This window comes from Microbispora hainanensis (assembly GCF_036186745.1).
Lineage (GTDB): Bacteria > Actinomycetota > Actinomycetes > Streptosporangiales > Streptosporangiaceae > Microbispora.
In genome coordinates, this window is record NZ_CP108086.1 from 7,276,875 (window position 1) to 7,298,088 (window position 21,214).

Annotated in this window: 17 protein-coding genes; 9 read left to right on the forward strand and 8 right to left on the reverse strand. The window is 73.0% G+C overall.

What is annotated here, in order from left to right:
* Window positions 1-103: 103 nt before the first annotated feature.
* Window positions 104-718 carry a class I SAM-dependent methyltransferase gene (locus OHB01_RS33295; protein ID WP_147942791.1) on the forward strand — a complete coding sequence of 205 codons (615 nt, stop codon included), beginning with the start codon at window positions 104-106 and terminating at the stop codon, window positions 716-718.
* Entirely contained in the window at window positions 711-1,379 is a 669-nt protein-coding gene (locus OHB01_RS33300; RefSeq protein ID WP_328854489.1) for a hypothetical protein, read from the forward strand. Before OHB01_RS33295 ends, OHB01_RS33300 begins: the two co-directional genes overlap by 8 nt.
* Here the strand turns inward: OHB01_RS33300 and OHB01_RS33305 are convergent.
* Window positions 1,285-2,178, reverse strand: coding sequence for a TIGR03619 family F420-dependent LLM class oxidoreductase (locus tag OHB01_RS33305; RefSeq protein ID WP_142648271.1), 894 nt, complete (start codon window positions 2,176-2,178; stop codon window positions 1,285-1,287). The two genes, OHB01_RS33300 and OHB01_RS33305, sit on opposite strands and share 95 nt — an antisense overlap.
* A 23-nt stretch (window positions 2,179-2,201) precedes the next feature.
* Here OHB01_RS33305 and OHB01_RS33310 point away from each other — a divergent pair, with 23 nt between their 5' ends.
* Both OHB01_RS33310 and OHB01_RS33315 read left to right on the forward strand, forming a co-directional pair.
* Window positions 2,202-3,047: a phosphotransferase gene (locus tag OHB01_RS33310; protein WP_328854490.1), complete on the forward strand. Its 846-nt coding sequence runs from the start codon at window positions 2,202-2,204 to the stop codon at window positions 3,045-3,047.
* 18 nt (window positions 3,048-3,065) lie between these two features.
* The gene (locus tag OHB01_RS33315; protein WP_142648269.1) at window positions 3,066-3,326 is read left to right on the forward strand and encodes a zf-TFIIB domain-containing protein; all 261 of its coding nucleotides are present in this window, start codon (window positions 3,066-3,068) and stop codon (window positions 3,324-3,326) included.
* Between the two features lie 116 nt (window positions 3,327-3,442).
* Here the strand turns inward: OHB01_RS33315 and OHB01_RS33320 are convergent, their stop codons facing one another.
* A complete protein-coding gene (locus OHB01_RS33320) occupies window positions 3,443-4,399 on the reverse strand; it encodes a hypothetical protein (RefSeq protein ID WP_142648268.1) in 957 nt (318 codons plus the stop codon).
* Window positions 4,400-4,472: 73 nt separating this feature from the next.
* Complete coding sequence (locus OHB01_RS33325) at window positions 4,473-6,056, reverse strand: ABC-F family ATP-binding cassette domain-containing protein (protein ID WP_328854491.1); 1,584 nt, start codon at window positions 6,054-6,056, stop codon at window positions 4,473-4,475.
* A 554-nt stretch (window positions 6,057-6,610) separates the two neighbouring features.
* Here OHB01_RS33325 and efeU point away from each other — a divergent pair.
* The 3 genes from efeU to efeB are packed head-to-tail and all read left to right on the forward strand — an operon-like array spanning window position 6,611 to window position 9,907.
* Window positions 6,611-7,453: an iron uptake transporter permease EfeU gene (gene efeU, locus OHB01_RS33330; RefSeq protein WP_142648266.1), complete on the forward strand. Its 843-nt coding sequence runs from the start codon at window positions 6,611-6,613 to the stop codon at window positions 7,451-7,453.
* Between the two features lie 16 nt (window positions 7,454-7,469).
* Window positions 7,470-8,606 carry an iron uptake system protein EfeO gene (efeO, locus tag OHB01_RS33335; protein WP_142648265.1) on the forward strand — a complete coding sequence of 379 codons (1,137 nt, stop codon included), beginning with the start codon at window positions 7,470-7,472 and terminating at the stop codon, window positions 8,604-8,606.
* On the forward strand, window positions 8,603-9,907 hold the full coding sequence (gene efeB, locus OHB01_RS33340; RefSeq protein WP_142648264.1) for an iron uptake transporter deferrochelatase/peroxidase subunit: 1,305 nt from the start codon (window positions 8,603-8,605) through the stop codon (window positions 9,905-9,907). The genes efeO and efeB overlap by 4 nt, the downstream gene beginning before the upstream one ends.
* Window positions 9,908-9,962: 55 nt before the next feature.
* Here efeB and OHB01_RS33345 read toward each other — a convergent pair whose 3' ends face one another.
* The 4 genes from OHB01_RS33345 to OHB01_RS33360 form a co-directional block, all read right to left on the reverse strand.
* The gene (locus OHB01_RS33345) at window positions 9,963-11,930 is read right to left on the reverse strand and encodes a CehA/McbA family metallohydrolase (protein ID WP_328854492.1); all 1,968 of its coding nucleotides are present in this window, start codon (window positions 11,928-11,930) and stop codon (window positions 9,963-9,965) included.
* Window positions 11,931-12,029: 99 nt separating this feature from the next.
* Window positions 12,030-13,022, reverse strand: a complete 993-nt coding sequence (gene meaB, locus OHB01_RS33350) for a methylmalonyl Co-A mutase-associated GTPase MeaB (protein WP_142648262.1) — start codon at window positions 13,020-13,022, stop codon at window positions 12,030-12,032.
* The gene (scpA, locus tag OHB01_RS33355; protein ID WP_328854493.1) at window positions 13,019-15,193 is read right to left on the reverse strand and encodes a methylmalonyl-CoA mutase; all 2,175 of its coding nucleotides are present in this window, start codon (window positions 15,191-15,193) and stop codon (window positions 13,019-13,021) included. Before scpA ends, meaB begins: the two co-directional genes overlap by 4 nt.
* A complete protein-coding gene (locus OHB01_RS33360; protein ID WP_142648260.1) occupies window positions 15,190-17,049 on the reverse strand; it encodes a methylmalonyl-CoA mutase family protein in 1,860 nt (619 codons plus the stop codon). The genes scpA and OHB01_RS33360 overlap by 4 nt, the downstream gene beginning before the upstream one ends.
* A 129-nt stretch (window positions 17,050-17,178) precedes the next feature.
* Between OHB01_RS33360 and OHB01_RS33365 the strand changes: the two genes are divergently transcribed.
* On the forward strand, window positions 17,179-19,020 hold the full coding sequence (locus OHB01_RS33365) for a serine/threonine-protein kinase (protein WP_328854494.1): 1,842 nt from the start codon (window positions 17,179-17,181) through the stop codon (window positions 19,018-19,020).
* Between the two features lie 26 nt (window positions 19,021-19,046).
* Here OHB01_RS33365 and OHB01_RS33370 read toward each other — a convergent pair whose 3' ends face one another.
* Entirely contained in the window at window positions 19,047-19,820 is a 774-nt protein-coding gene (locus OHB01_RS33370) for an N-acetylmuramoyl-L-alanine amidase (protein ID WP_142648258.1), read from the reverse strand.
* 162 nt (window positions 19,821-19,982) lie between these two features.
* On the opposite strand from OHB01_RS33370, the gene OHB01_RS33375 reads away from it, so the two are divergent.
* Window positions 19,983-21,104, forward strand: a complete 1,122-nt coding sequence (locus tag OHB01_RS33375; protein ID WP_328854495.1) for a DUF5925 domain-containing protein — start codon at window positions 19,983-19,985, stop codon at window positions 21,102-21,104.
* Window positions 21,105-21,214 lie beyond the last annotated feature (110 nt).

Sequence of the window (21,214 nt, forward strand, 5' to 3'; positions counted from 1 at the left end):
ACGACACCGGCCTGACGGGCCGCATGAACAACACCGGCCGTATGGACCGCATGAACGACACCGGCCGGATGGACCGCATGAACGACACCGGCCGGATGGCCGCATGAACAGCGCAGTCCAGCAGGTCTCCGACCTGAGGGCGTTCGCGGGCGTGGCGCTGCGCCGGCAGGGCGTCGTGGGCGCCGTCGCCCCGAGCTCGCGCTCGCTCGCGCGTGCCCTCACCGCCGTCGTCCCGACGACCGGTCCCGCCGTGGTCGTGGAGCTCGGGCCGGGCACCGGCGCGATCAGCGAGGCCATCAGGGAACGGCTCGCGCCCGGCTCCCGCCAGCTCGCCGTCGAGATCGACCCGGGGATGGTGGCGCACCTGCGCCGCGCCCGGCCCTGGCTGGACGTGCTCCAGGGCGACGCGGCCCGCCTCGGCGCACTGCTGGGCGAACGGGGTGTCTCCCGGGTCGACGCCGTGATCAGCACGCTGCCGTGGACGCTCTTCCCCGAGGACGCGCAGGAGGCGATTCTCGGGGAGGTCGGGCGGGTGCTGCGCCCGACGGGGGCGTTCACGACCGTGACCTATCTGCCCGCGGTGCCGCTGGCACGGGCGCGGCGGTTCCGGCGGCGCCTGCGCGCCGCCTTCGACGAGGTGCTCACGACCGGGCCGGTCTGGCGCAACATGCCGCCCGGCCTGGCGTACGTGTGCCGGAGACCGGTGCGCCATGGCTGACCTGCTCGGCCGGCTTCCCGCTCCCCTCGTGCTCGCGGTCGCCGCGATCCTGATCGTCGCCGAGGCCGGCACGCTCGCCGGGGTGGCGCTGCCGGGGACGAGCGTGCTGGTCGCCCTCGGCTGCCTCACCCGCCTCGGCGTGCTGCCGTTCGCCGGGACGCTCGCCGTGGCCGTGACCGCCGCCGTCGCCGGCCCGCAGCTGTCGTACGCCCAAGGGCGCAGGCGCGAGGGCGCCGCCTCCCTCCACCCCCTGGCCGGCCGGTTCGCGCCCGCCGCGTGGGCGCGGGCCCGCCGGATGGTGGCGAGGAGAGGCGCCTGGGCCGTCGCGGGCGGTCAGTGGCTCGGCGCCGCCCGCACCCTCGTCCCGAGGCTCACCGGCTGGGCGGGCGTGCCGTACGTGGACTTCGCCCGCGTCAGCGTGCCCACGGCGGCGGCGTGGGCGGCGACCCTGGTGACCCTCAGCCGGTTCGTCCCCGACGTCGTGGACGCGCTGACCACCCACCTGGCCGTCGCCGGGCCGCTCGCCGTGGGGCTCGTCCTCGTCGTGTCCCTGGCGGCCGGGGAGCTCAGCGGGGGGCGAGAGCTTCGAGTGCCTCTTCGGCGCGTCGCATGGACTCGCGGGGGTCGGCCTCGGGGCTGCCGATCTCGGGGTCGAAGTTGAGGTCGTGGAAGACCTCGGTGACGCCCTTGGCCGCGAGCGCCTCGACGTCCCGCCGGATCTTGTCGTACGACCCGGTCAGCGGGCCCTCCTCGGCCGGGCGGACGCGGGTGACGCCGCGGACGACGAACCGCAGGGCGCCGGGGTCGCGGCCCGCCTGCCGGGCCGCCTCCTTCACGATGGCGATCTGCTGGTCGATGGTGTCCAGATCGGCCCGGCTGGAGCTGATCCAGCCGTCGGCGATCCGCCCGGCCCGCTCCAGCGCAACCCGGGCCGTGCCGCCGAGCATCACCGTGGGCGGCGTGGCCGGCTTGGGGTCCTGGTGGGAGCGCGGGACCTCGTAGAACTCGCCCTTGTGCTCGACGACGTCCTCGGTCCACAGCCGCCGCAGCAGGCCGACGTACTCCTCGCCGCGTCTGCCCCGCCGTTCCATCGGCACGCCGGAGGCGGCGAACTCCTCGGGCAGCCAGCCGAGCCCCAGGCCCACGTCGAGCCTGCCGCCCGACACCTCCTGGAGGGTGGCGAGCTGCTTGGCCATAAGCACCGGAGAGACGAACGGCAGGTTGAGCACGGCCACCCCGAGCCGCACCCGCTCGGTGACGCCCGCCAGGTACGCGAGCGTGACGACGGGGTCGTGCACGCTCCGGTAGACCGGGCCCATCGGGTTGCCGACCGGATAGAGCAGGCGCTGGAACGTCCACACCCCGTGGTAGCCGAGCTCGTCCGCGCGGCGCGCGATCCGCCTCATGTTCTCCGGGGTCGCCCACGAGCCCGACACCGGCACACCGAAACCAACCTTCATGGCGACACCCTAGGGTGTCCCCCGTGATCGAGGAACTGGCGCGGCTGGCGCGCCGCGACGGGCCGGTGTCGGTGCTCAAGCAGACCCGCGTGCTCGTGGTCAGGGCCGGCGACGTGGTCGTCAAGGCGCATCCCCCCGGCACCGACGAACGCGCCCTGCGCGCCCGCCTCGACGCCGCCGCTAACCTGCCGGGCGTCATGCTGGCCCCGCTCGGCCTCGAACGGCTGGACGGCAGGCTCGTCACGATCTGGCCCGCGGGCGAGCCGCTCACCATCGCCGACGTGGACGCCGGGAGCACCCCGTGGGAGGAGGGCGGCCGGCTGCTCGCCCTGCTGCACTCCCGGCCGGCGCCCCCGGGGCTGCCGCCCGCCGGGGGACCGTCGCGGCTGCCCAGGGCCATGGCCGACCTGGAGGCGGCCGGCGTGCCCGGCCCGGTCGCGGCGCCCATCCGCGCGGCGTACGCGACGCTGCCGCCGGCGCGGGAGGGCGGCGCGCTGACGCACGGCGACTGGCACCTCGGCCAGATCGTCCGGCACGACGGCGCGTGGCTGCTCATCGACCCCGACGACCTGGGCCCCGGCGACCCCGCGTGGGACCTGGCGCGCCCGGCCGCGTGGTACGCCGCCGGCCTGCTCGGCCCGTACGACTGGGAGCGCTTCCTGACCGCCTATCTGGCGGCGGGCGGGACCGCCGTCTCCGTGGACGACCCGTGGCGGGAACTCGACGCGCCGGCCCGGGCGTTGACCGTCCAACTGGCGGCGACGGCGGTGGCGACGGCGGCGCGGGCGGGGGAACCTCCTGACGACGCCGCCGAGGCACTGGTGTCCGCCTGCAAGAGGATCGTCGCGGCCGTGGAGGCCGAGACCTGATCGAGGAGAGTTCGTCACGTGGAGTGCCCCAAGTGCCGTGGCCGGATGCGGACGCTGGACCGCAACGGCGTCCACATCGAGCAGTGCGACAACTGCCGCGGGATCTTCCTGGACTACGGCGAGCTGGAGACGCTGACCCGGATGGAGGCCCAGTGGGCCCAGCAGCACTACGCTCCCCCGCCGCCTGCGTACGGAGGGCCCGCCTGGGGTGGTCACCACGGCGGCCACTACGGCCACCACCGGCGGGGCAGCTGGATCGGCATGCTGTTCTCCAGCTGAGCGCATCCTGAAGGCTTCACCGGAGGCCGCGGCCCCTGCCCTGGGCCGCGGCCTCCGGCGTGCCCGGGGTCATGCCGGACGGCTTCCGGGCCGGACGTACGGGAAGAACGTCCGGGTCATGCGGGGAAGGCGTCCGGGTCCACGTCGCTCGTTGTGGCGTTCCCGCCGAAAACGGCGTCGAGCGTGAGCGTCCAGTCGCTCCATCTCACGCTGTATCCGCTGTAGACGGTCTGGAACTTCACCGCGTCGTCGAACTTCGAGAAACCGCAGTTCCTGGTGAAGGCACGGGCGCCCCGGTCGTAGTCCGCCCCGGTGGTGAAGTAGACGCGGTAGGTGCCGTCCTTGATGTTCGAGACCTTGGCGGTCGACCGCTTGCGCACGTAGAAGCTGACCGCCTTGCGGCCTCCGCGCACGAGGGTCACGACGCCGTCCTGCGTGCCGCCGTTCTTCACGGTCAGCGTGCCCCGGCCGCCTCGGATCGCCGAGAGCAGGATCGTGCCGTTGCCGAGGCGACGGGTGCGCCGGGCCGGCGGCCTGATCTGGACCACCGGGTAGTCACCGGCCTTCGCGAGGTCGCCCGCGGCGGACTTGAGGTCCTTGAACTCACCCGACCGGCCGAGACCGGCCAGCACGGCCGCCCCGCTGCACAGGACGCGCGACGACACGTCCTCGTCCAGCGCGCCGAGCCTGCCGTTCAGGCCCCGCAGCGCCGCGACGTAGTCGGCGTGCTCGGCGGCGACGTCCGCGGGAGGCCGCAGCCCGCCGAGCCGCTCCTGTGCGGACTCCAGGGCGCTTTCCGCCCGGCCGATGCGCTGGTGGAGCGACTTGAAGGTCCGCGCCTTGGCGATGGCGGCGAGCGTCGAGCGGGCGGGGCGGCCGGCGGCGTCGAGCGCCTTACGGTACGCCGCCGGCGTCAGCGCGGGCGGCCCCGACTCGGCGGTCGTCGTGGCGGCGGCCGGCGCAGCCGCCTCCTCGCCGGAGGCGGCCTTTCCCGATCCGCCGGGCGATCCCGTGCAGGCCGCGAGCGTGACGGACGCGGCCAGCACGGCGCCGGCCTGGACAGTACGTGACAAGGTGTGCGAGTAGATCCGGGGGGTGATCACCCGAAACACTGTCAGGCGGTGAGCGGATGCTGTCAACCCGTGGTCACGCCGACGTCGTCACCCCCTCCGGGCCCAGGGTCACCCACCGGGTGATGCCGATCGACTCCAGGAACGGCAGGTCGTGGGAGACCACCACCAGCGCTCCCCGGTAGGCCGACAGCGCCTGCGCGAGCTGGCGGACGCTGGCCAGGTCGAGGTTGTTGGTCGGCTCGTCAAGCAGCAGGAGCCGCGGCGCCGGCTCGGCGAGCAGCAGCGAGGCCAGCACGGCACGGAAGCGCTCGCCGCCCGAGAGCGTGCCCGCCGGGCGTTCGGCCCGGGCGCCCCGGAACAGGAACCGGGCGAGCCCGGCCCTGACGGCGTTGACCGACGCGGCGGGCGCCACCGCCCGCACGTTGTCGACCAGGCTGAGCGCGTCGTCGAGCACGTCGAGCCGCTGCGGCAGGTAGCGCACCGGGACGTCGAGCCTGACCGAGCCCTCATCCGGCGGGAGCTCCCCCAGGATCGTGCGCAGCAGCGTCGTCTTGCCCGAGCCGTTCGGTCCCAGCAGGGCGACCCGCTCCGGGCCACGGATGATCAGGTCGCCGATCGGCCCGGCGGCCGTGCGCAGGCCGTCCAGTTCGAGCACGGTGCGCCCGGACGGCACCTCGGTGGCCGGCAGCGCGACCCGGATCTCGGCGTCGTCGCGCACCGCCTCCTCCGCCTCGGCCAGCCGCTCGCGGGCGGCCGCCACCTTCTCCTCGTGCATCATGCGGTGCTTGCCCGCCGAGACCTGGGCCTGGCGCTTGCGCTCCTGCATGATGATCTTCGGCTCGCGCTTCTGCTCGTACATCTTGTTGCCGTAGCGCACGCGCCGCGCCAGCTTGGTCTGCGCCTCGATCAGCTCGCGCCGCTGGCGGCGCAGGTCGCCCTCGGCCGCACGGACCATCCGCTCGGCGGCCTCCCGCTCGACCGCGAGCACCTCCTCGTACGCGCTGAGCGTGCCACCGAAGGTGCGGCGGGCGGGCAGGTCGGCGATCTGGTCCACCAGGTCGAGCAGCGCGCGGTCGTGGCTGACGACGACCAGCGTCCTCGTCCACGACGAGACGGCGTCGTACAGGCGCCGCCGCGCGTCGAGGTCGAGGTTGTTGGTCGGCTCGTCGAGCAGCAGCACGTCTGGCTCGGCGAGGAAGCGCGCGGCGAGCCCGACCATGACGGTCTCGCCGCCCGAGAGCGTCGCGACCGTCCGGTCGAGGTCCACGCCCGTCAGCCCGAGGCGGTCGAGCTCGGCGCGGGCGCGCTCCTCGACGTCCCAGACCACCGCGTCGTAGTTCGCCTCGCTCAGGTCGCCCCGTTCGATCGCGTGCAGCGCCTCCCGCGCGGGCGTGATCCCCAGCAGGTCGGACACCGTACGGCTCGCGCCGAGCGGGAGGTTCTGCGGCAGGTAGCCCAGCCGCCCGGTGACCGACACCGAGCCGCGCGTCGGGGTGAGCTCTCCCGCGATCAGCTTGAGCAGCGTGGACTTGCCGCTGCCGTTGACGCCGATGAGCCCGGTGCGGCCGGCGCCGAACGCGAAGTCGAGCTCCTCGAAGACGGACGTCCCGTCGGGCCAGGAAAAGGACAGATCCGTACAGACAATGGAATAAGACATAGGGCGGCTCCGGGTATCCCCAAGGGCGGAATGGTGATCGAACCGTGGAGACACCGCGGGCACGGGCCGCGAGGCGAGGGTCTGCCTGAGGTCGCTGCGCCAGGACCACCGATGGCGGCCGTAAGCGCGGTGTCGAGACCTCAGAGCTCCAAGTGACCCTCCGGGGTGCGGCAGCAGGACGTCCGTCACGATAACGAGGAGCGGAGATGGGACGCCACCGAATTAAGCCGCCCACCGATCCACGACCCCCTGGAGTGCCGCCTGCCGAGGTGTCACCCGGATCGCCCTGCCACCCGCCGATCCACCACCCATTCGGGGCTGCGCCCGGATCGCACCGCCGCACGTTCGAGACCTCGCCCGAATGAATGCGCCGCGTGCCGGGGTGTCACCCGGATCGCCGTGCCGCCCACCGATTCCACCGGCCACCGGGAGCGTCGTCTCACCTGCCCCTGAAGGTGACAAAAGGCATACCCCGCTCCATGGGTTCGAGACCTTGTCGGTAAGGTGAACCTGCCCTAAGTTAGGTAAGGCTTACCGACAATTCCGGAGGCGATGTGTTCGCGAGCTACCTCATCGGCCTTCGCGAGGGCCTGGAGGCCACTCTCGTGGTCTCCATCCTGGTGGCCTTCCTCGTCAAGAGCGACCGCCGCGAGCGGCTGCCCCTCGTCTGGGCCGGCGTCGGCGCGGCCGTCGTCCTGTCCGTCGCCTTCGGCGCGCTGCTGACCTTCACCGCGGCCCACCTCGCGACGCAGCAGCAGGAGATGTTCGACGCCGTGACCTCCCTGGCCGCGACCGTCTTCGTCACCTTCATGGTCTTCTGGATGCGTACGGCCGCTCGCAAGATGTCGGGCGAGCTGCGGGAGAAGATGGGCCAGGCCCTCGAACTCGGAGCCACCGCCGTGGTCGTGGTCGCGTTCCTGTCCGTCGCGCGCGAGGGACTGGAGACGGCGCTGCTGTGGTTCGCCGCCGTCCAGGGCGCGACCAGCAGCGCGAGCCCGCTGATCGGCATCACGCTCGGGCTGCTCACCGCGGTCGCGCTGGGCTGGGGCCTCTACCGCAGCGCCCTGCGCATCAACCTCACGAAGTTCTTCACCTGGACGGGCCTGCTGCTGATCCTGGTCGCCGCCGGGATCTTCAAGTACGGCGTGCACGACCTGCAGGAGTCGGGGCTGGTGCCCGGCCTGAGCACCTACGCCTTCGACATCAGCGGCGTGCTCGACCCCGGCGCCTGGTATTCGACGCTGCTGAGCGGGATGTTCAACATCACCCCGCAGCCCAGCGTGCTGGAGGCCGTCGCCTGGGTCGTCTACGTGGTTCCCGTCCTCGTCCTGTTCCTGCGGCCCGCGGCCAAGAGGCCGGCGAGCCCCGCTCCCACGTCTCCTCAGCCCACTTCCTGACCGGAGTTCCACCGACATGCGCACCCCCACCGTCCTGGCCGTCGCGGCGCTGGCCCTCGCCGGCCTCACCGCCTGCTCGTCCACGGGCACCGGCACCGCGACCGAGGCGACGGCGGCCGGCGACGGGAAGATCGCCGTGGCCGCCACCGACACCGAGTGCAAGGTGGCGAAGTCCGACCTGGCCGCCGGCACCTCGACCTTCTCGATCACCAACAACGGCACGAAGGTGACCGAGTTCTACGTGTACGCGGCGGGCGACCGGGTCATGGGCGAGGTCGAGAACATCGTGCCCGGCCTGACCCGCGACGTCGTGGTGGAGCTTCCCCCGGGCGTGTACGAGACCGCCTGCAAGCCCGGGATGACCGGCAAGGGCATCCGCGGCCCCCTCAAGGTCAGCGGCGAGCACAAGCCGCTCGCCGAGGACGCCCAGCTCGCCGAGGCCGTCGCCAGCTACAAGCGCTACATCAAGAGCCAGTCCGACACGCTGCTCGACAAGACCAAGGAGTTCACCGAGGCCGTCAAGGCCGGCGACGTGGACAAGGCCAAGGAGCTCTACCCGATCGCCCGCACCTACTGGGAGCGGATCGAGCCGGTCGCCGAGGTCTTCGGCGACCTCGACCCGGCCATCGACGCGCGGGAGAACGATGTGGCCGACGGCGAGGAGTGGACCGGCTTCCACCGCATCGAGAAGGACCTGTGGGTCAAGAAGGACGTCGGCGGCGACGGCCCCATCGCCGACAAGCTGATGACCGACGTGAACACGATCGTGACGAAGTCCGCGACGGTCGACCTGTCCCCCGTACAGCTCGCCAACGGCGCCAAGGGGCTGCTCGACGAGGTGGCCACCGGCAAGATCACCGGTGAGGAGGACCGCTACTCGCACACCGACCTGTGGGACTTCGACGCCAACCTGCAGGGCTCGAAGGCCGCCGTCCAGGCGCTGCGCCCGGTGCTGGAGGAGCGCGACGCCGATCTGGTGAAGACGCTCGACGCGAAGTTCGCCGACGCCGAGAACGCGCTCGCCGCGCACCGCAGCGGCGACGGCTGGAAGCTGCACACGGAGCTGTCGAAGAGCGACCTCAAGGCGCTGTCCGACGCGATCAACGCCCTGGCCGAGCCGATCAGCAAGGTGGCCTCGGTGGTGGCCGGATGACCGCGCGCGGCTCCGAGGACCGGCCCGAGGTCCACTCCGAGGCCCGCTCCGAGGGCAGGGGGATCAGCCGCAGGCGGCTGTTCGGCCTGGGCGCCGCGGGCGTGGCCGCCGTCGGGGCAGGCGCCGTCGTCACACGCTCGTTCGCCGAGGAGCCGGTCGCCCACGCGGCCTCGACCTCCGACCCCGTGCCCTTCTACGGCCCGCACCAGGCGGGCGTCACCACTCCCGCCCAGGACCGGCTGCACTTCGTCGCGTTCGACGTGATCACGAAGGACAAGGCCGAGCTCGTGGAGCTGCTCCAGGAGTGGACCGCCGCCGCGGCCCGGATGACCCAGGGCAAGGACGCCGGCACGTTCGGCGCCGTGGGCGGGCCGCCCGAGGCGCCGCCGGACGACACCGGCGAGGCGCTCGGTCTGCCCGCCTCCGGCCTGACGCTGACCGTCGGCTTCGGCCCGTCGCTGTTCGACGACCGGTTCGGCCTCGCGGACCGCAGGCCGCCCGCGCTGGCCGACCTGCCGGCCTTCCCCGGCGAGGACCTGCAGCCCGAGATCTCCGGCGGGGACATCTGCGTGCAGGCGTGCGCGCACGACCCGCAGGTGGCGGTGCACGCCATCCGCAACCTCGCGCGGATCGGATTCGGCAAGGTCTCCGTCCGCTACTCGCAGCTCGGGTTCGGCCGCACCTCGTCCACCTCGCGGTCGCAGGCGACGCCGCGCAACCTCATGGGCTTCAAGGACGGCACCAACAACCTCAAGCTCGAAGACACCGCCATGCTGCGCGACTACCTCTGGGCCGCGCCCGGCGACGGCCCGGCCTGGATGGACGGCGGCACCTATCTGGTGACCCGCAAGATCAGGATGCACATCGAGACCTGGGACCGCGCCCCGCTGGCCGAGCAGCAGGCCATCTTCGGCCGCGACAAGGGCGAGGGCGCGCCGCTCACCGGGCACAAGGAGTTCGACGCGCCGGACTTCGCCAAGAAGGGCCCGGACGGCACGCCCGTGATCGCCGGCAACGCGCACGTACGGCTCGCGCACCCCGACGCCCACGGCGGCGCGCGGCTGCTGCGGCGCGGCTACAACTTCGTGGACGGCTCCGACGGCCTCGGGCGGCTGGACGCGGGCCTGTTCTTCATGGCCTACCAGCGCGATCCCCGCAAGCAGTTCGTCCCCATCCAGCGGATGCTGTCGCAGAAGGACGCGCTGAACGAGTACATCAAGCACGTCTCCAGCGGCCTGTTCGCCTGCCCGCCCGGCGTGGTCGACGGCGGCGACTACTGGGGCCGCGCGCTGTTCGCCTGACGCGCCCCCGCCCGCCCTCGGCCTGCCGTGCCGAGCCGAGGATCACAGACGGGGCTCAGCACAGGCGGGATTCGTACACCGCGCGGGCCTTCTCGATCAGGTCGAGGTGATCGCGCAGCTGGGCCCGGGTCCGCAGGCGGGCCCTGGCCCGCACCAGCTCGTCGAGCAGGTCGAGCCACCGCAGGCACCAGCGCACGTCCTCCTCCCGTGCCACGTGCCGTCCCCGCACGTCCAGGTAGACCGGGCTGGTGTGGGCGTACGCGCGCCCGCGCGGAGCACGCGGGTGGGGGCCGCCGTGGGCCACGGCGACCACGTAGCCGGCGTCCGTCACCGGCAGCGAGGCGGTGATCTCGTGACCCGGGCCCTCGGCGAGCACGCCGCCCGCGGTCCTGATCTCGATGTGCTCCACCTCGGGCCCGACTGCCCTGGCCCGGACGGCGACCGTCTCGCCGCCCGCGAGGTCGAGCGTCTCCCCCGGCCCCAGGCCGTCCACCGTGAGCTCCAGCCAGGGGCCTGTGGTGGCGAACGTCCGGCCCCGCCGTACGGCCTCGGCGAACGACTCGGCGCTGAGCGGCCCGTCGACGCGGGCGTAGACGCGCTCCCAGCCCGGCGGGCTGGAGACCGTGTCCTGGCGGGTGAACGACAGCATGGTGTCGGTCCCGGCGAGCGCGGCGAGCCGGTTGCCCGCGCCGACCAGCCTCCGGTAGACCTCGGCGGTCCCCGGCGCGGACGACCTGTCGCTGAAGTGCAACACTTCGACGCCGTCGACCATGCCGAGCGCGGCGTCCACCACCAGGGCACGGCCGGTGCAGTTCCTCCTCCCGTCCCCGGCCACGTCCTCGGGGGAGGAGACCGGGCCGTGGAACGGGTGGGCGTACCCGAGGACCGCGCGCGGCTCCCGCAGGTCGCCGCAGACCGCCGCGTTGGGCGGCCAGTCGGCGTCGGCGCCGAAGCCCGTGTGATAGACGGCGGGCGGCGCGGCCACCCCGAAGACGTGGACGTGCCCGAACAGGTCGTTGCGATACTCCACGCCCATCCGTGCGACGTGCCCGGCGTCCGACCACGGCAGGTCGCGCCCGGCCCAGTGCTGGAGCGCCTCCCGGTCGTAGACCCGGGCGCCCGCGACGTTGCCGGCGACGAGGTTCAGCACGTGCAGGTCCTCGCCGAGCTGCGCGGCGGCCGCCTCCGCCGGTGCGGCGACCAGGTCGCCCGCCCAGTTCATGTGGACGTGCAGGTCGGCGCCGTACCAGCCGCGGGCGGCGGCGTCGTAGAGCCGGTGCGGCGCGAGCCCGACCAGCGTCTCCTCCCCCGTCCTGGGGACGACCGTCGTCTCGGCGATGTCATATTCCATGCCGCGCGTGACCCGGATCGTGACGGGCTCGCAGGGCACGGCGAGCACGACGTCGTCGCCGTGGAAGAACGGCTGATCGTCGTTGTCGCGCCGTTCCGGCGCTCCCTCCGGATACCACCCCTGGCCGCCGGCCGAGGTGACGCTCCACCGGCACGGGAAGCCCGCCCGCAACCGCAGCCGCGCGGCCGGCGCGGGCCGGGCCAGCCCCGACAGGTCCACCACCTCGCCGTCCACCGTGAGCGTGGTCGCGGTCGTCACGTCGAGGAGCCTGGCCCCGCCCACCGTGATCCCGTACGGCACGCCGTCGGCCGTCACCTCGACCGGGTGCGGCAGCGCGGAGTCGACCAGCAGGATGACCGGCACAGGCCCCGGCGACACCACCGGCCGGGCCGGGCCGTGATCCAGGCGGTGCTCCAGGCGGTGGCCGTCCGTGGTCAGCCGCAGTGCCGCCAGCCCCCGGGGGACCTCGCCGTCCAGGGTGTCGCGGAACTCCGCGTCGAGGTCGGGCCGCAGAGTCATCCGCTCGGCCTGCTCAGGAAACCGGAGGAACGGCATCATCCGGACGTAGCCCAGCGGCGGCTCTCCCCAGGTGATCCCGTGCGCGGACAGTAGCGCCCGATACTCCCGCAGAGCACGCTCCACCTGCGGCGGCATCATCGGATCGTGGTTCATCGCACCTCCCCGTAGTCGAAAGCGGCCACATCGTGGCACGGTTCCGGCCGGGGGAAACGTGCAACAGTGCATTCCCGGTCACACGGGTAGCGATCTCTCTCACTCGGGAGGAAAGGTGATCCCCCGGGTGTCATGAGAGGCGTCCGCGGCCAGGAAGGCCGCCAGGATGCGGTCGGCGGCCAGCGCCGGGGTGAGGGTGCCGGCGAGGACCTGCCGCTCGATGTCGGGCGCGATCTCCGCGGTGGCGTCGTGGAGCATGGCCAGCAGCCGCTCCCGGACCAGGGCCCAGGTCCACTCGACCTGCTGGCGGCTGCGCCGGGCCGCGAGGTCGGCGCCCTCCTGGTGGCGCACGACGTGGGCCCACAGCTCCTCGAGCCCGGCGCCGGTCAGACCACTGCAGGTCAGCACGGGCGTGTCCGAGCGCAGCAGCCGCAGCGCCCCGGACAGCTCACGCGCCGCCCTGCGCGCGGCCGTCTCGTGCTCGCCGTCGGCCTTGTTGACCGCGATGACGTCGGCCAGCTCCAGCACGCCCTTCTTGATGCCCTGGAGCTGGTCGCCCGTACGGGCGAGGGTGAGCAGGACGAAGGTGTCGACCATGTCGGCGACCGCGGTCTCCGACTGGCCGACCCCGACCGTCTCGACGAGCACGATGTCGTATCCCGCCGCCTCGACGACGACGATGGCCTCGCGGGTGGCCTTCGCCACGCCGCCGAGCGTCCCGGCCGTGGGTGAAGGCCGGATGAAGGCGTTCGGGTCGGCCGACAGCCGGGCCATCCGGGTCTTGTCCCCCAGGATGCTGCCGCCGGAGCGCCGCGACGAGGGGTCGACGGCCAGCACGGCCACCCGGTGCCCCTGCCCGGTTAGATAGGTGCCGAGCGCCTCGATGAAGGTCGACTTGCCGACCCCGGGCACCCCGGACACGCCCACCCTGCGGGCCTTGCCGGCGTGCGGGGTCAGCTCGACCAGCAGCCGCTGCGCCATCTCCCGGTGATCGGCCCTGGTCGACTCCACCAGCGTGATGGCCCGGGCTATCCACCGCCGGTCACCCGACAGCACGCCCTTGACGTAGTCCTCGATCACCGGCACGGTCATCTATGGCCCAGCCGGGCGGACAGCTCGCGCAGCAGTTCCAGGGCGGCGTCGGCGATCACCGTGCCGGGCAGGAAGATCGCCGAGGTGCCCGCGGCGCGCAGCTCCTCGACGTCGTCCGGGGGGATCACCCCGCCGACCACGATCATGATGTCGTCCGCGCCGAGGTCGGCGAGCGCCTGCCGCAGCGCGGGCACCAGCGTCAGGTGCCCGGCCGCCAGCGAGGAGACCCCGACCACGTGCACGTCGGCCTCGACGGCCTGCCGGGCGACCTCCTCGGGCGTCTGGAACAGCGGGCCGACGTCCACGTCGAACCCGAGGTCGGCGAAGCCGCTCGCGATCACCTTCTGGCCCCGGTCGTGACCGTCCTGGCCCATCTTCGCGACGAGGATCCGGGGCCGGCGGCCCTCCGCCTTCTCGAACTGCGCGCACGCCTCCCGCACCCGATCCGCGGCGTCGCCCACCTCCGCGCGATACACGCCCGATATCGTACGGATCTGCGCGGCGTGCCGTCCGAAGACCTTTTCCAGCGCGTCGGAGATCTCCCCGACCGTGGCCTTGGCCCTGGCGGCGTTCACCGCGAGCTCCAGCAGGTTCTCCCCGCCGGCCGCGCCCTTGGTCAGCGCCTCCAGCGCCTGGGCGACGGCGTCGGCCGAGCGCTCCTCGCGCAGCCTGCGCAGCTTGTCGATCTGCTGGTTGCGCACGGCCGTGTTGTCGACCTTGAGCACCTCGATCGGCTCGTCGGCCTCGGGGCGATACTTGTTGACGCCGATCACCGGCTGCCTGCCCGAGTCGATGCGGGCCTGGGTGCGGGCCGCCGCCTCCTCGATGCGCATCTTGGGCAGCCCCTGGTCGATGGCCCTGGCCATGCCGCCGGCCCGCTCGACCTCCTGGATGTGGCCCCAGGCCGTCCGCGCCAGCTCGCGGGTGAGGGTCTCGACGTAGAAGGAGCCGCCCCACGGGTCGATCACCCGCGTCGTGCCCGACTCCTGCTGGAGCAGGAGCTGGGTGTTGCGGGCGATCCGCGCCGAGAAGTCGCTCGGCAGCGCGAGCGCCTCGTCCAGGGCGTTGGTGTGCAGCGACTGCGTGTGCCCCTGGGTGGCCGCCATCGCCTCGACGCAGGTCCGCACGACGTTGTTGAACACGTCCTGTGCGGTCAGCGACCATCCGGAGGTCTGGCTGTGCGTGCGCAGCGACAGCGACTTGGGGTTCTCCGGGCCGAAGCCCTTGACCAGGCGGGCCCACAGCAGCCGGGCGGCGCGGAGTTTGGCGACCTCCATGAAGAAGTTCATGCCGATGCACCAGAAGAACGACAGGCGCGGCGCGAAATCGTCGATGCCCAGCCCCGCGTTGACGCCCGCGCGCAGATACTCCAGACCGTCGGCCAGCGTGTACGCGAGCTCCAGGTCGCAGGTCGCCCCGGCCTCCTGGATGTGGTAGCCGGAGATCGAGATGGAGTTGAACTTCGGCATCTTCCTGGAGGTGTACTCGAAGATGTCGGAGATGATCCGCATCGAGGGGCCCGGCGGGTAGATGTAGGTGTTGCGGACCATGAACTCCTTGAGGATGTCGTTCTGGATGGTCCCCGCCAGCTTGTCGGGCGTGACGCCCTGCTCCTCGGCCGCGACGATGTAGAGCGCCAGGATCGGCAGCACCGCGCCGTTCATCGTCATCGACACGCTCATCCGGTCGAGCGGGATGCCGTCGAAGAGCTGCCGCATGTCGTAGATCGAGTCGATCGCCACGCCCGCCATGCCGACGTCACCGGCGACGCGGGGGTGATCGGAGTCGTAGCCCCGGTGGGTCGCGAGATCGAAGGCGACCGACAGGCCCTTCTGCCCGGCCGCCAGGTTGCGCCGGTAGAACGCGTTGGACTCCTCGGCCGTGGAGAACCCGGCGTACTGCCGGATGGTCCACGGCTGGGTGACGTACATCGTCGGGTAGGGGCCGCGCAGGAACGGCGCGATGCCCGGGTAGGTCCTGAGGGACGGGCCGTCCTCCAGGTCGGCCGCCGTGTAGAGCGGCTTGACCGCGATGCCCTCCGGGGTCTCCCACACCGCGTCATCCCACGCCGCGTCATCTCGCGCCGCGTCATCTCGCGCCGTGGCACCGGGGTGGACGTCCGGCGCCACGGCGCTCGACCCCAGGTCAATCTCCGAGAAGTCCGGAATCATCGAGCCACTCCCAGATCGTCGAACGTCGCGCGGAGCACCCCGAGCGCGTCACAGCCGGCGTACAGGGTGGCGTCCACCCCCTCATACTCCCCCTTCCCCGCCAGCCACACCGTGCGCGCCCCGGCCTCCCGCAGCGCCGCGGCCACCGCCGCGGCGTGCTCGCCGTAGAGCCGGTCGCTGGAGCACAGGCAGGCCACGGGGGTGCCGCAGTCGCGGAAGGCGGCGGCGATCGCGTCCGGGTCGGTGCCGGGGCCGCTGGTGACGGTCGCGACGCCGCCCGCCGCGAACAGGTTGGCGGCGAACGTCGCCCGCGCGGTGTGCGCGGCGACCGGCCCGATCGTGGCGAGGAACACGGTGGGCCGGCTCGGCTGGGCGTCGGCGATGTCGCGCAGCGCCTCGAACTCCTCGGCGTAGCGCGTCACCGGCAGGCCGCCACGCCCGCCATCGGACGCACCGCCGGACGCAGGGCCGGGTGTGACGGCGGGTGTGGCTCGGGTTTTGACGGCCGGTGTGACGGCGAGCCCGGGGCCGGGCCGCCGGGACACCGGCCTCTCCTTCAGGTCGGGGAACTCGCTGACCCCGGTGATCGGGTCGCGGCGGTGGGCGATGGCGTCCGCGCGCCTGGCCCTGGTCGCCGCCAGCCGCTCGGGGACCAGCCGCTCCAGCGCGGCCGCCATCCCACCGGCCCGCTCGATCTCCTGGAACCACGCCCAGGCCCGGGCGGCGAGGTCGGCGGTGAGCCGTTCCACATACCATGAGCCGCCGGTCGGGTCGGCCACGCGGGCGACGTTCGCCTCCTCCACCAGCAGCGACTGGGTGTTGCGGGCGATGCGGCGGGCGAACGCGTCGGGCAGCCCGAGACAGGCGTCGAACGGCTGGACGGTCACCGCGTCGGCCCCGCCCACTCCGGCCGCGAAGCAGGCGACGGTCGTGCGCAGCATGTTCACCCAGGGGTCCCTGACCGTCATCATCGCCGAGGAGGTGACCGCGTGCTGGAGCTGGGCCCCCGGCCCGCCGACCACCTCGGCGACCCGCGCCCACAGCCGCCGGGCGGCCCGGAGCTTGGCGATCGTGAGGAACTGGTCGGCTGTGGCGGCGTAGCGGAACTCGATCTGCCCGAACGCCTGCTCGGCCGTCAGGCCCGCGTCGGTCAGCGCCCGCAGGTAGGCGACGCCGGTCGCGACCGAGCAGCCGAGCTCCTCGGCGTCCGCGCCGCCCGCGTCGTGGTACGGCAGCGCATTGACCGTGATCGCCCGCAGGCCGGGGTGGCCGGCGGCGCAGCGGCGGGCGAGCGCCACGGCGGCGCCGGTGTCCACGGGCGCGCCGGTGCGGGCCGCCAGCCCGATCGGGTCGGCGCCCAGGTTGCCCCCCGGCAGCGCCACCCCCTCGGCCAGGCGCAGGAACGCCTCCGCCGCCTCGGCCGTACGCGGGCCGGCGTCGAGGACGACCGGGGCGAGGTCGAGGAGGACGCCGTCGAGCACGGCCGGCAGCGCGGCCGGGTCGATGGCGTTCAGGTCGAGCCACAGGGACGTGACGCCGTTCTCCAGGTCGGCGTGGATCGCCTCCCGCGTCGCGGCCGGGTCCGGGTCGGCGTGCCGCTGGCGCACGTCCCACGGACCGGGCATGCGCGTCGTCCGGGGCGCGGACGGCACGTCGGCGGCGTCGTACAGCGGTGCGACCGCCACCCCGTCGTAGGTCGTGGTGGTCAGGGCGGCCTCGACCTCGTCCGGCGAACCCTCCCAGCCCGACCTGCGCAGCACCTCGGCCGCGAGCGTCCTCCACTGCTCCCGCGTGGCCTGTGGGAATCCCGCCGCGGGATCGGCGAGGTCGTCGAGTTCAACAGGCGGCACCGTCATGAACCGGATGCTAGATGCCGTGGCCCCGCCGCGGAGCCCCGGGGTCCGCAATGTGGACAACTCCGTTCGGGGCATAGCGGCGATCTTCCTCAGTATTGTGATCTCGGTCATGGACGGGAGGGCGGGACGATGAGCGCGGACGGGGCCGGGGCGTCGCTCGGCAGCGGCTACGTGCTGCTCGACGAGATAGGCGCAGGCGCGATGGGCAGCGTCTGGCGGGCTCGGCACCGCGACACCGGGGAGACGGTGGCGGTGAAGCTGCTGCGCGAGGGCCTCGGCGACGACCAGGACCTGGTCCTGCGGTTCGTGCAGGAACGCAACGTGATGCGGTCGCTGCGGCACCCCAACATCGTCGCCATCCGCGACTTCGTGGTCGAGGGCCGGCGTCTGGCCCTGGTGATGGACCTGGTCGAAGGGTGGAACCTGCGCACCCTCCTGCAGCGGCGTGGCACGCTGCCCCCGGCCGAGGCGGCCGGGCTGCTCGCCCAGGTGGCCGACGGCGTGGGGGCCGCGCACGCCGAGGGCGTCGTCCACCGGGACATCAAACCGGGGAACATCCTGGTCGAGGAGAGCACCGGACGCGTCCGGCTCACCGACTTCGGCGTGGCCCGCATCCTGCACGGGCCGGGCCTCACCCAGACCACCTCGATCATCGGCACGCCCACCTACCTCGCTCCGGAGGTGGCCGAGGGAGGCACCCCCACCACGGCGGTGGACGTGTACGCGATCGGGCTGATCCTCTACGAGCTGCTCGCCGGGCGCCCGCCGTACGTCGCCGACCATCCGATGGTGGTGCTGCGGCGGCACGCGACGGCCGTGCCCCGGCGGCTGCCCGGAATGCCGGACGCCCTGTGGCAGATCGTCTGGGCCTGTGTCGCGAAGGATCCCGCCGGCCGCCCCGATGTGGCGCAGGTGGCGGCGGCGCTGCGCGACGCGGTGCCGTCGCTCGCCGGCCTGCCCGCCCTGCCGCCGATCGCGTGGTCGGATCCGCCGTCCGCCACCTCGGAGACCGTACCCTCAGCCGCCCCTGGCACCCCGGCCGCTCCTACGGGACCGGTGGGACCGGACATTCCGGCCTCTCCGGCTACCCCCGCGCAACCGGCGGGACCGTACACCCCCGCCACCCCGGTGGGACCGGTCGATGCGGCCGGGCCTTCCGGTGCCGCGACGGGTGAGGAGACCATGGCGTCGACGCGGGGCCGGGGCTCACGGCGGCGCCTGGTCTCCGTCGTCACGGGCGCCACCGCCCTGGCGCTCACCGCGTCGGTCCTGGCCGTCCTGTCCCCGTGGCGGTCGGGGGCGAGCGACGGAGCGGCCGGCACGACGGCGCGGCGGCCGGCGGCGACTCCCGCGACCCCCGTCTCCACACCGGCATCGGCCGAGCCGTCGCACCGCCGCACCCGTGAAGCGGCGCGGCGCAGTCCTGGGCATGATCCCGGCGCGGCGGCCTCCACGCCGCCTGCCCGGCCGCGCCCCGCGCAGTCGCCCACACAGCGGCCCGCCACGCGGCCGTCTCCCACGCGGCAGGCGGCCGCATCACCCCGGCCGCGCCGGTCGGAGGCCGTGGCGACGGAAGAACGCGGCGCTGACGAGGCGAAGCGCGCCCGTCAGACCCCCGAGTGGCAGTGCCGGTCCTGGATCTCGGTCGGCGACGCGATGGGCACGGAGATGTCGCCCTGCTTCGCCATGGTGGGCGACGTTTTCTATCTCATGGGCCGGATCAGGGGTGCCGCGTCCGTACGGTCCGACATCCACATCCAGCTCTACGACAGCACGGCGGAGCAGAACGTCTCGCAGCCGTTCATCTGCTCGGGCGTCTCACCCGCCGGCGACGGCGCGACCGTCAGCTGTGGTCCGTTCACCGCCACGGCTCCGCACACCGGCGGCTATCACGACGTACGGCAGCGGTGGCGGAAGACGGGCACCTCGGCCTTCGGCGGCGGCGCGGAGAGCCCCGGCGTCGTCTGGTGACCGTGATCTGACTGGTGACCGTGTGACTAGGACTTGGCGAAGGCGGCGTTCCAGGTGATGGGACCGACGATGCCGTCCACGTCGAGGCGCCGGTCCTTCTGGAACCTGCGGCACACGTCGCGGGAGTCGGGGCCGTACGCGCCGTCCACGACGATGTCGTAGCCGAGCTCCTTCATCCGGGCCTGCCAGGTGCGCACGTCGTCGCCGCGCATCACCGGCGGATACCTGAGCAGGCGGCCGGGCCACTTCTGCGCGGGCTCGGGTTCGGGGTCCGGCTGCGGCTGGGTGGCGCCGGGACGTGGCGCGCCCTTCTTGATCCAGGCGTACAGCGGGTCGCCGGGGCAGTCGGTGGAGTAGCCGTCGCGGTGGCCCTTGATCTCCTTGCCCGCGCCGCCCTTGGCACGCAGGTATTCCACCGCGTCCAGGATCGCGTGCAGGATGCCGTCGGTCGGCTGGACCAGGCCGGCGTTGCCCACGAGACCGAGCACCGCGTAGTGGCCGGAGTTCAGGCCGGGTCCGTTGGCGGCCGGCAGGTGTCCCGGTCCTCTCCCGACGAATACCTTCCGATGCGGGCAGGCCACCATCGAATAGCCGATATCGATCCAGCCATTGCCGTCGATGTGGAAGCTCTGGATGGACTTCACCATGGCCACGCACTTGGCATGGTCGCCGACGATGCCCGGGTCCACCCGGCCGCCGGTGTAGTGCACCTTCACGCCGCGCGTGGAGGACAGCGACGAGTACGAGCCTCTGGGTGGACGCGCGCCCCATTCAGCGCGGGACACGAGATCGATGGCCACAGTGCTCTCCGTTGAAAACCGTACGACTGGATACCGAGCGTAGCGGTAACACGCCAACAGGTACTGCCTTTTGCCCACAAGAAACCGCTTAAACGGCTTGGAAACTGAATACGCCTATAAATCCATTCGACAGAGCGATGCGCCCGCGGAGATCATCGCGGTATGTCCGTTGTCAAGGAGGTCGACTTCTCTCCTCACTCCACGCCGCCGCGGCCGGTGCCGATGCGGATCTGGCTCGACGACACCGACAGCCCGGCCGACGTCATCGACGCCCTGGCGCTGTCGCCGTTCGCGACCAGCGAGCAGCCCTGGTCGCGCACCACCAGCCTCGGCCGGGTCCGCGCCGACGCCCCGCTGACCGCCGAGGGCGGCCGGCTGCTGCGGGTCGCCCAGCACACCGACGGGTACGAGACCCGGCTCATCGCGGGCGAGGGATGGACGCTGCGGGTGGTCCGCAACTCCAACCGGTCGGCGACGCTGACCGCCACGGCGGTGACCGAGGAGCTGGCCGGCTCGGTCCTGGAGCAGGCGACCAGGGACGCGGAGGAGGCCGCCCCCGAGGCCGACCACGTGCGGATGGGCTTCTGGTGGCGGTCGAGCCACGGGCCGCACCGCTCCGCCAAGCCCATCACGACCTCCTCCTGGGAGGAGATCAGGAGGAACTACCCCACGGCCGCCACTGGCCGCCTGGACGCCCTCATGGCGACCACGGCGGCCGACGTGACGGGCCGGCTGGTCCTCCTGCACGGCCCGCCCGGCACCGGCAAGACGACGCTGCTGCGCACGCTCGCGCGCGAGTGGGCGCCGTGGTGCCAGGTCGACTGCGTGCTCGACCCCGAGCTGCTGTTCAACGACCCCGGCTACCTGATGGACGTCGCCGTCGGCTGGGACGGCCCGGGCGACGACGAGGAGCCGCGCTGGCGGCTGCTGGTCCTGGAGGACTGCGACGAGCTGATCCGCGCCGAGGCCAAGCAGTCGACGGGCCAGGGCCTGTCGCGCCTGCTCAACCTGACCGACGGGCTGCTCGGCCAGGGCAGGGACGTGCTCGTGGCCATCACGACCAACGAGGACCTCAGCAGGCTCCACCCGGCCGTCGTACGGCCCGGGCGGTGCCTGGCGCAGATCGAGGTCGGCCGGTTCGACGCCGGGCAGGCGGCCGAGTGGCTGGGCCGCGCCCAAGGCGCCGGTCCGGGCGGCGCCACGCTGGCCGAGCTGTTCGCCCTGCGGGACGGCCGTCCCGCCGTCGCGTCCGAGCCCGCCCCCGCCACCGGTCTCTATCTCTGACCGGCCCGGGCTACCTCTGACCGGCCCGGGCTACCTCTCACCGACCAGAGCTACCTCTCACCGACCAGAGCGGCCGATACCGTACTGTCCGAATGTGTCGGATACGTAAA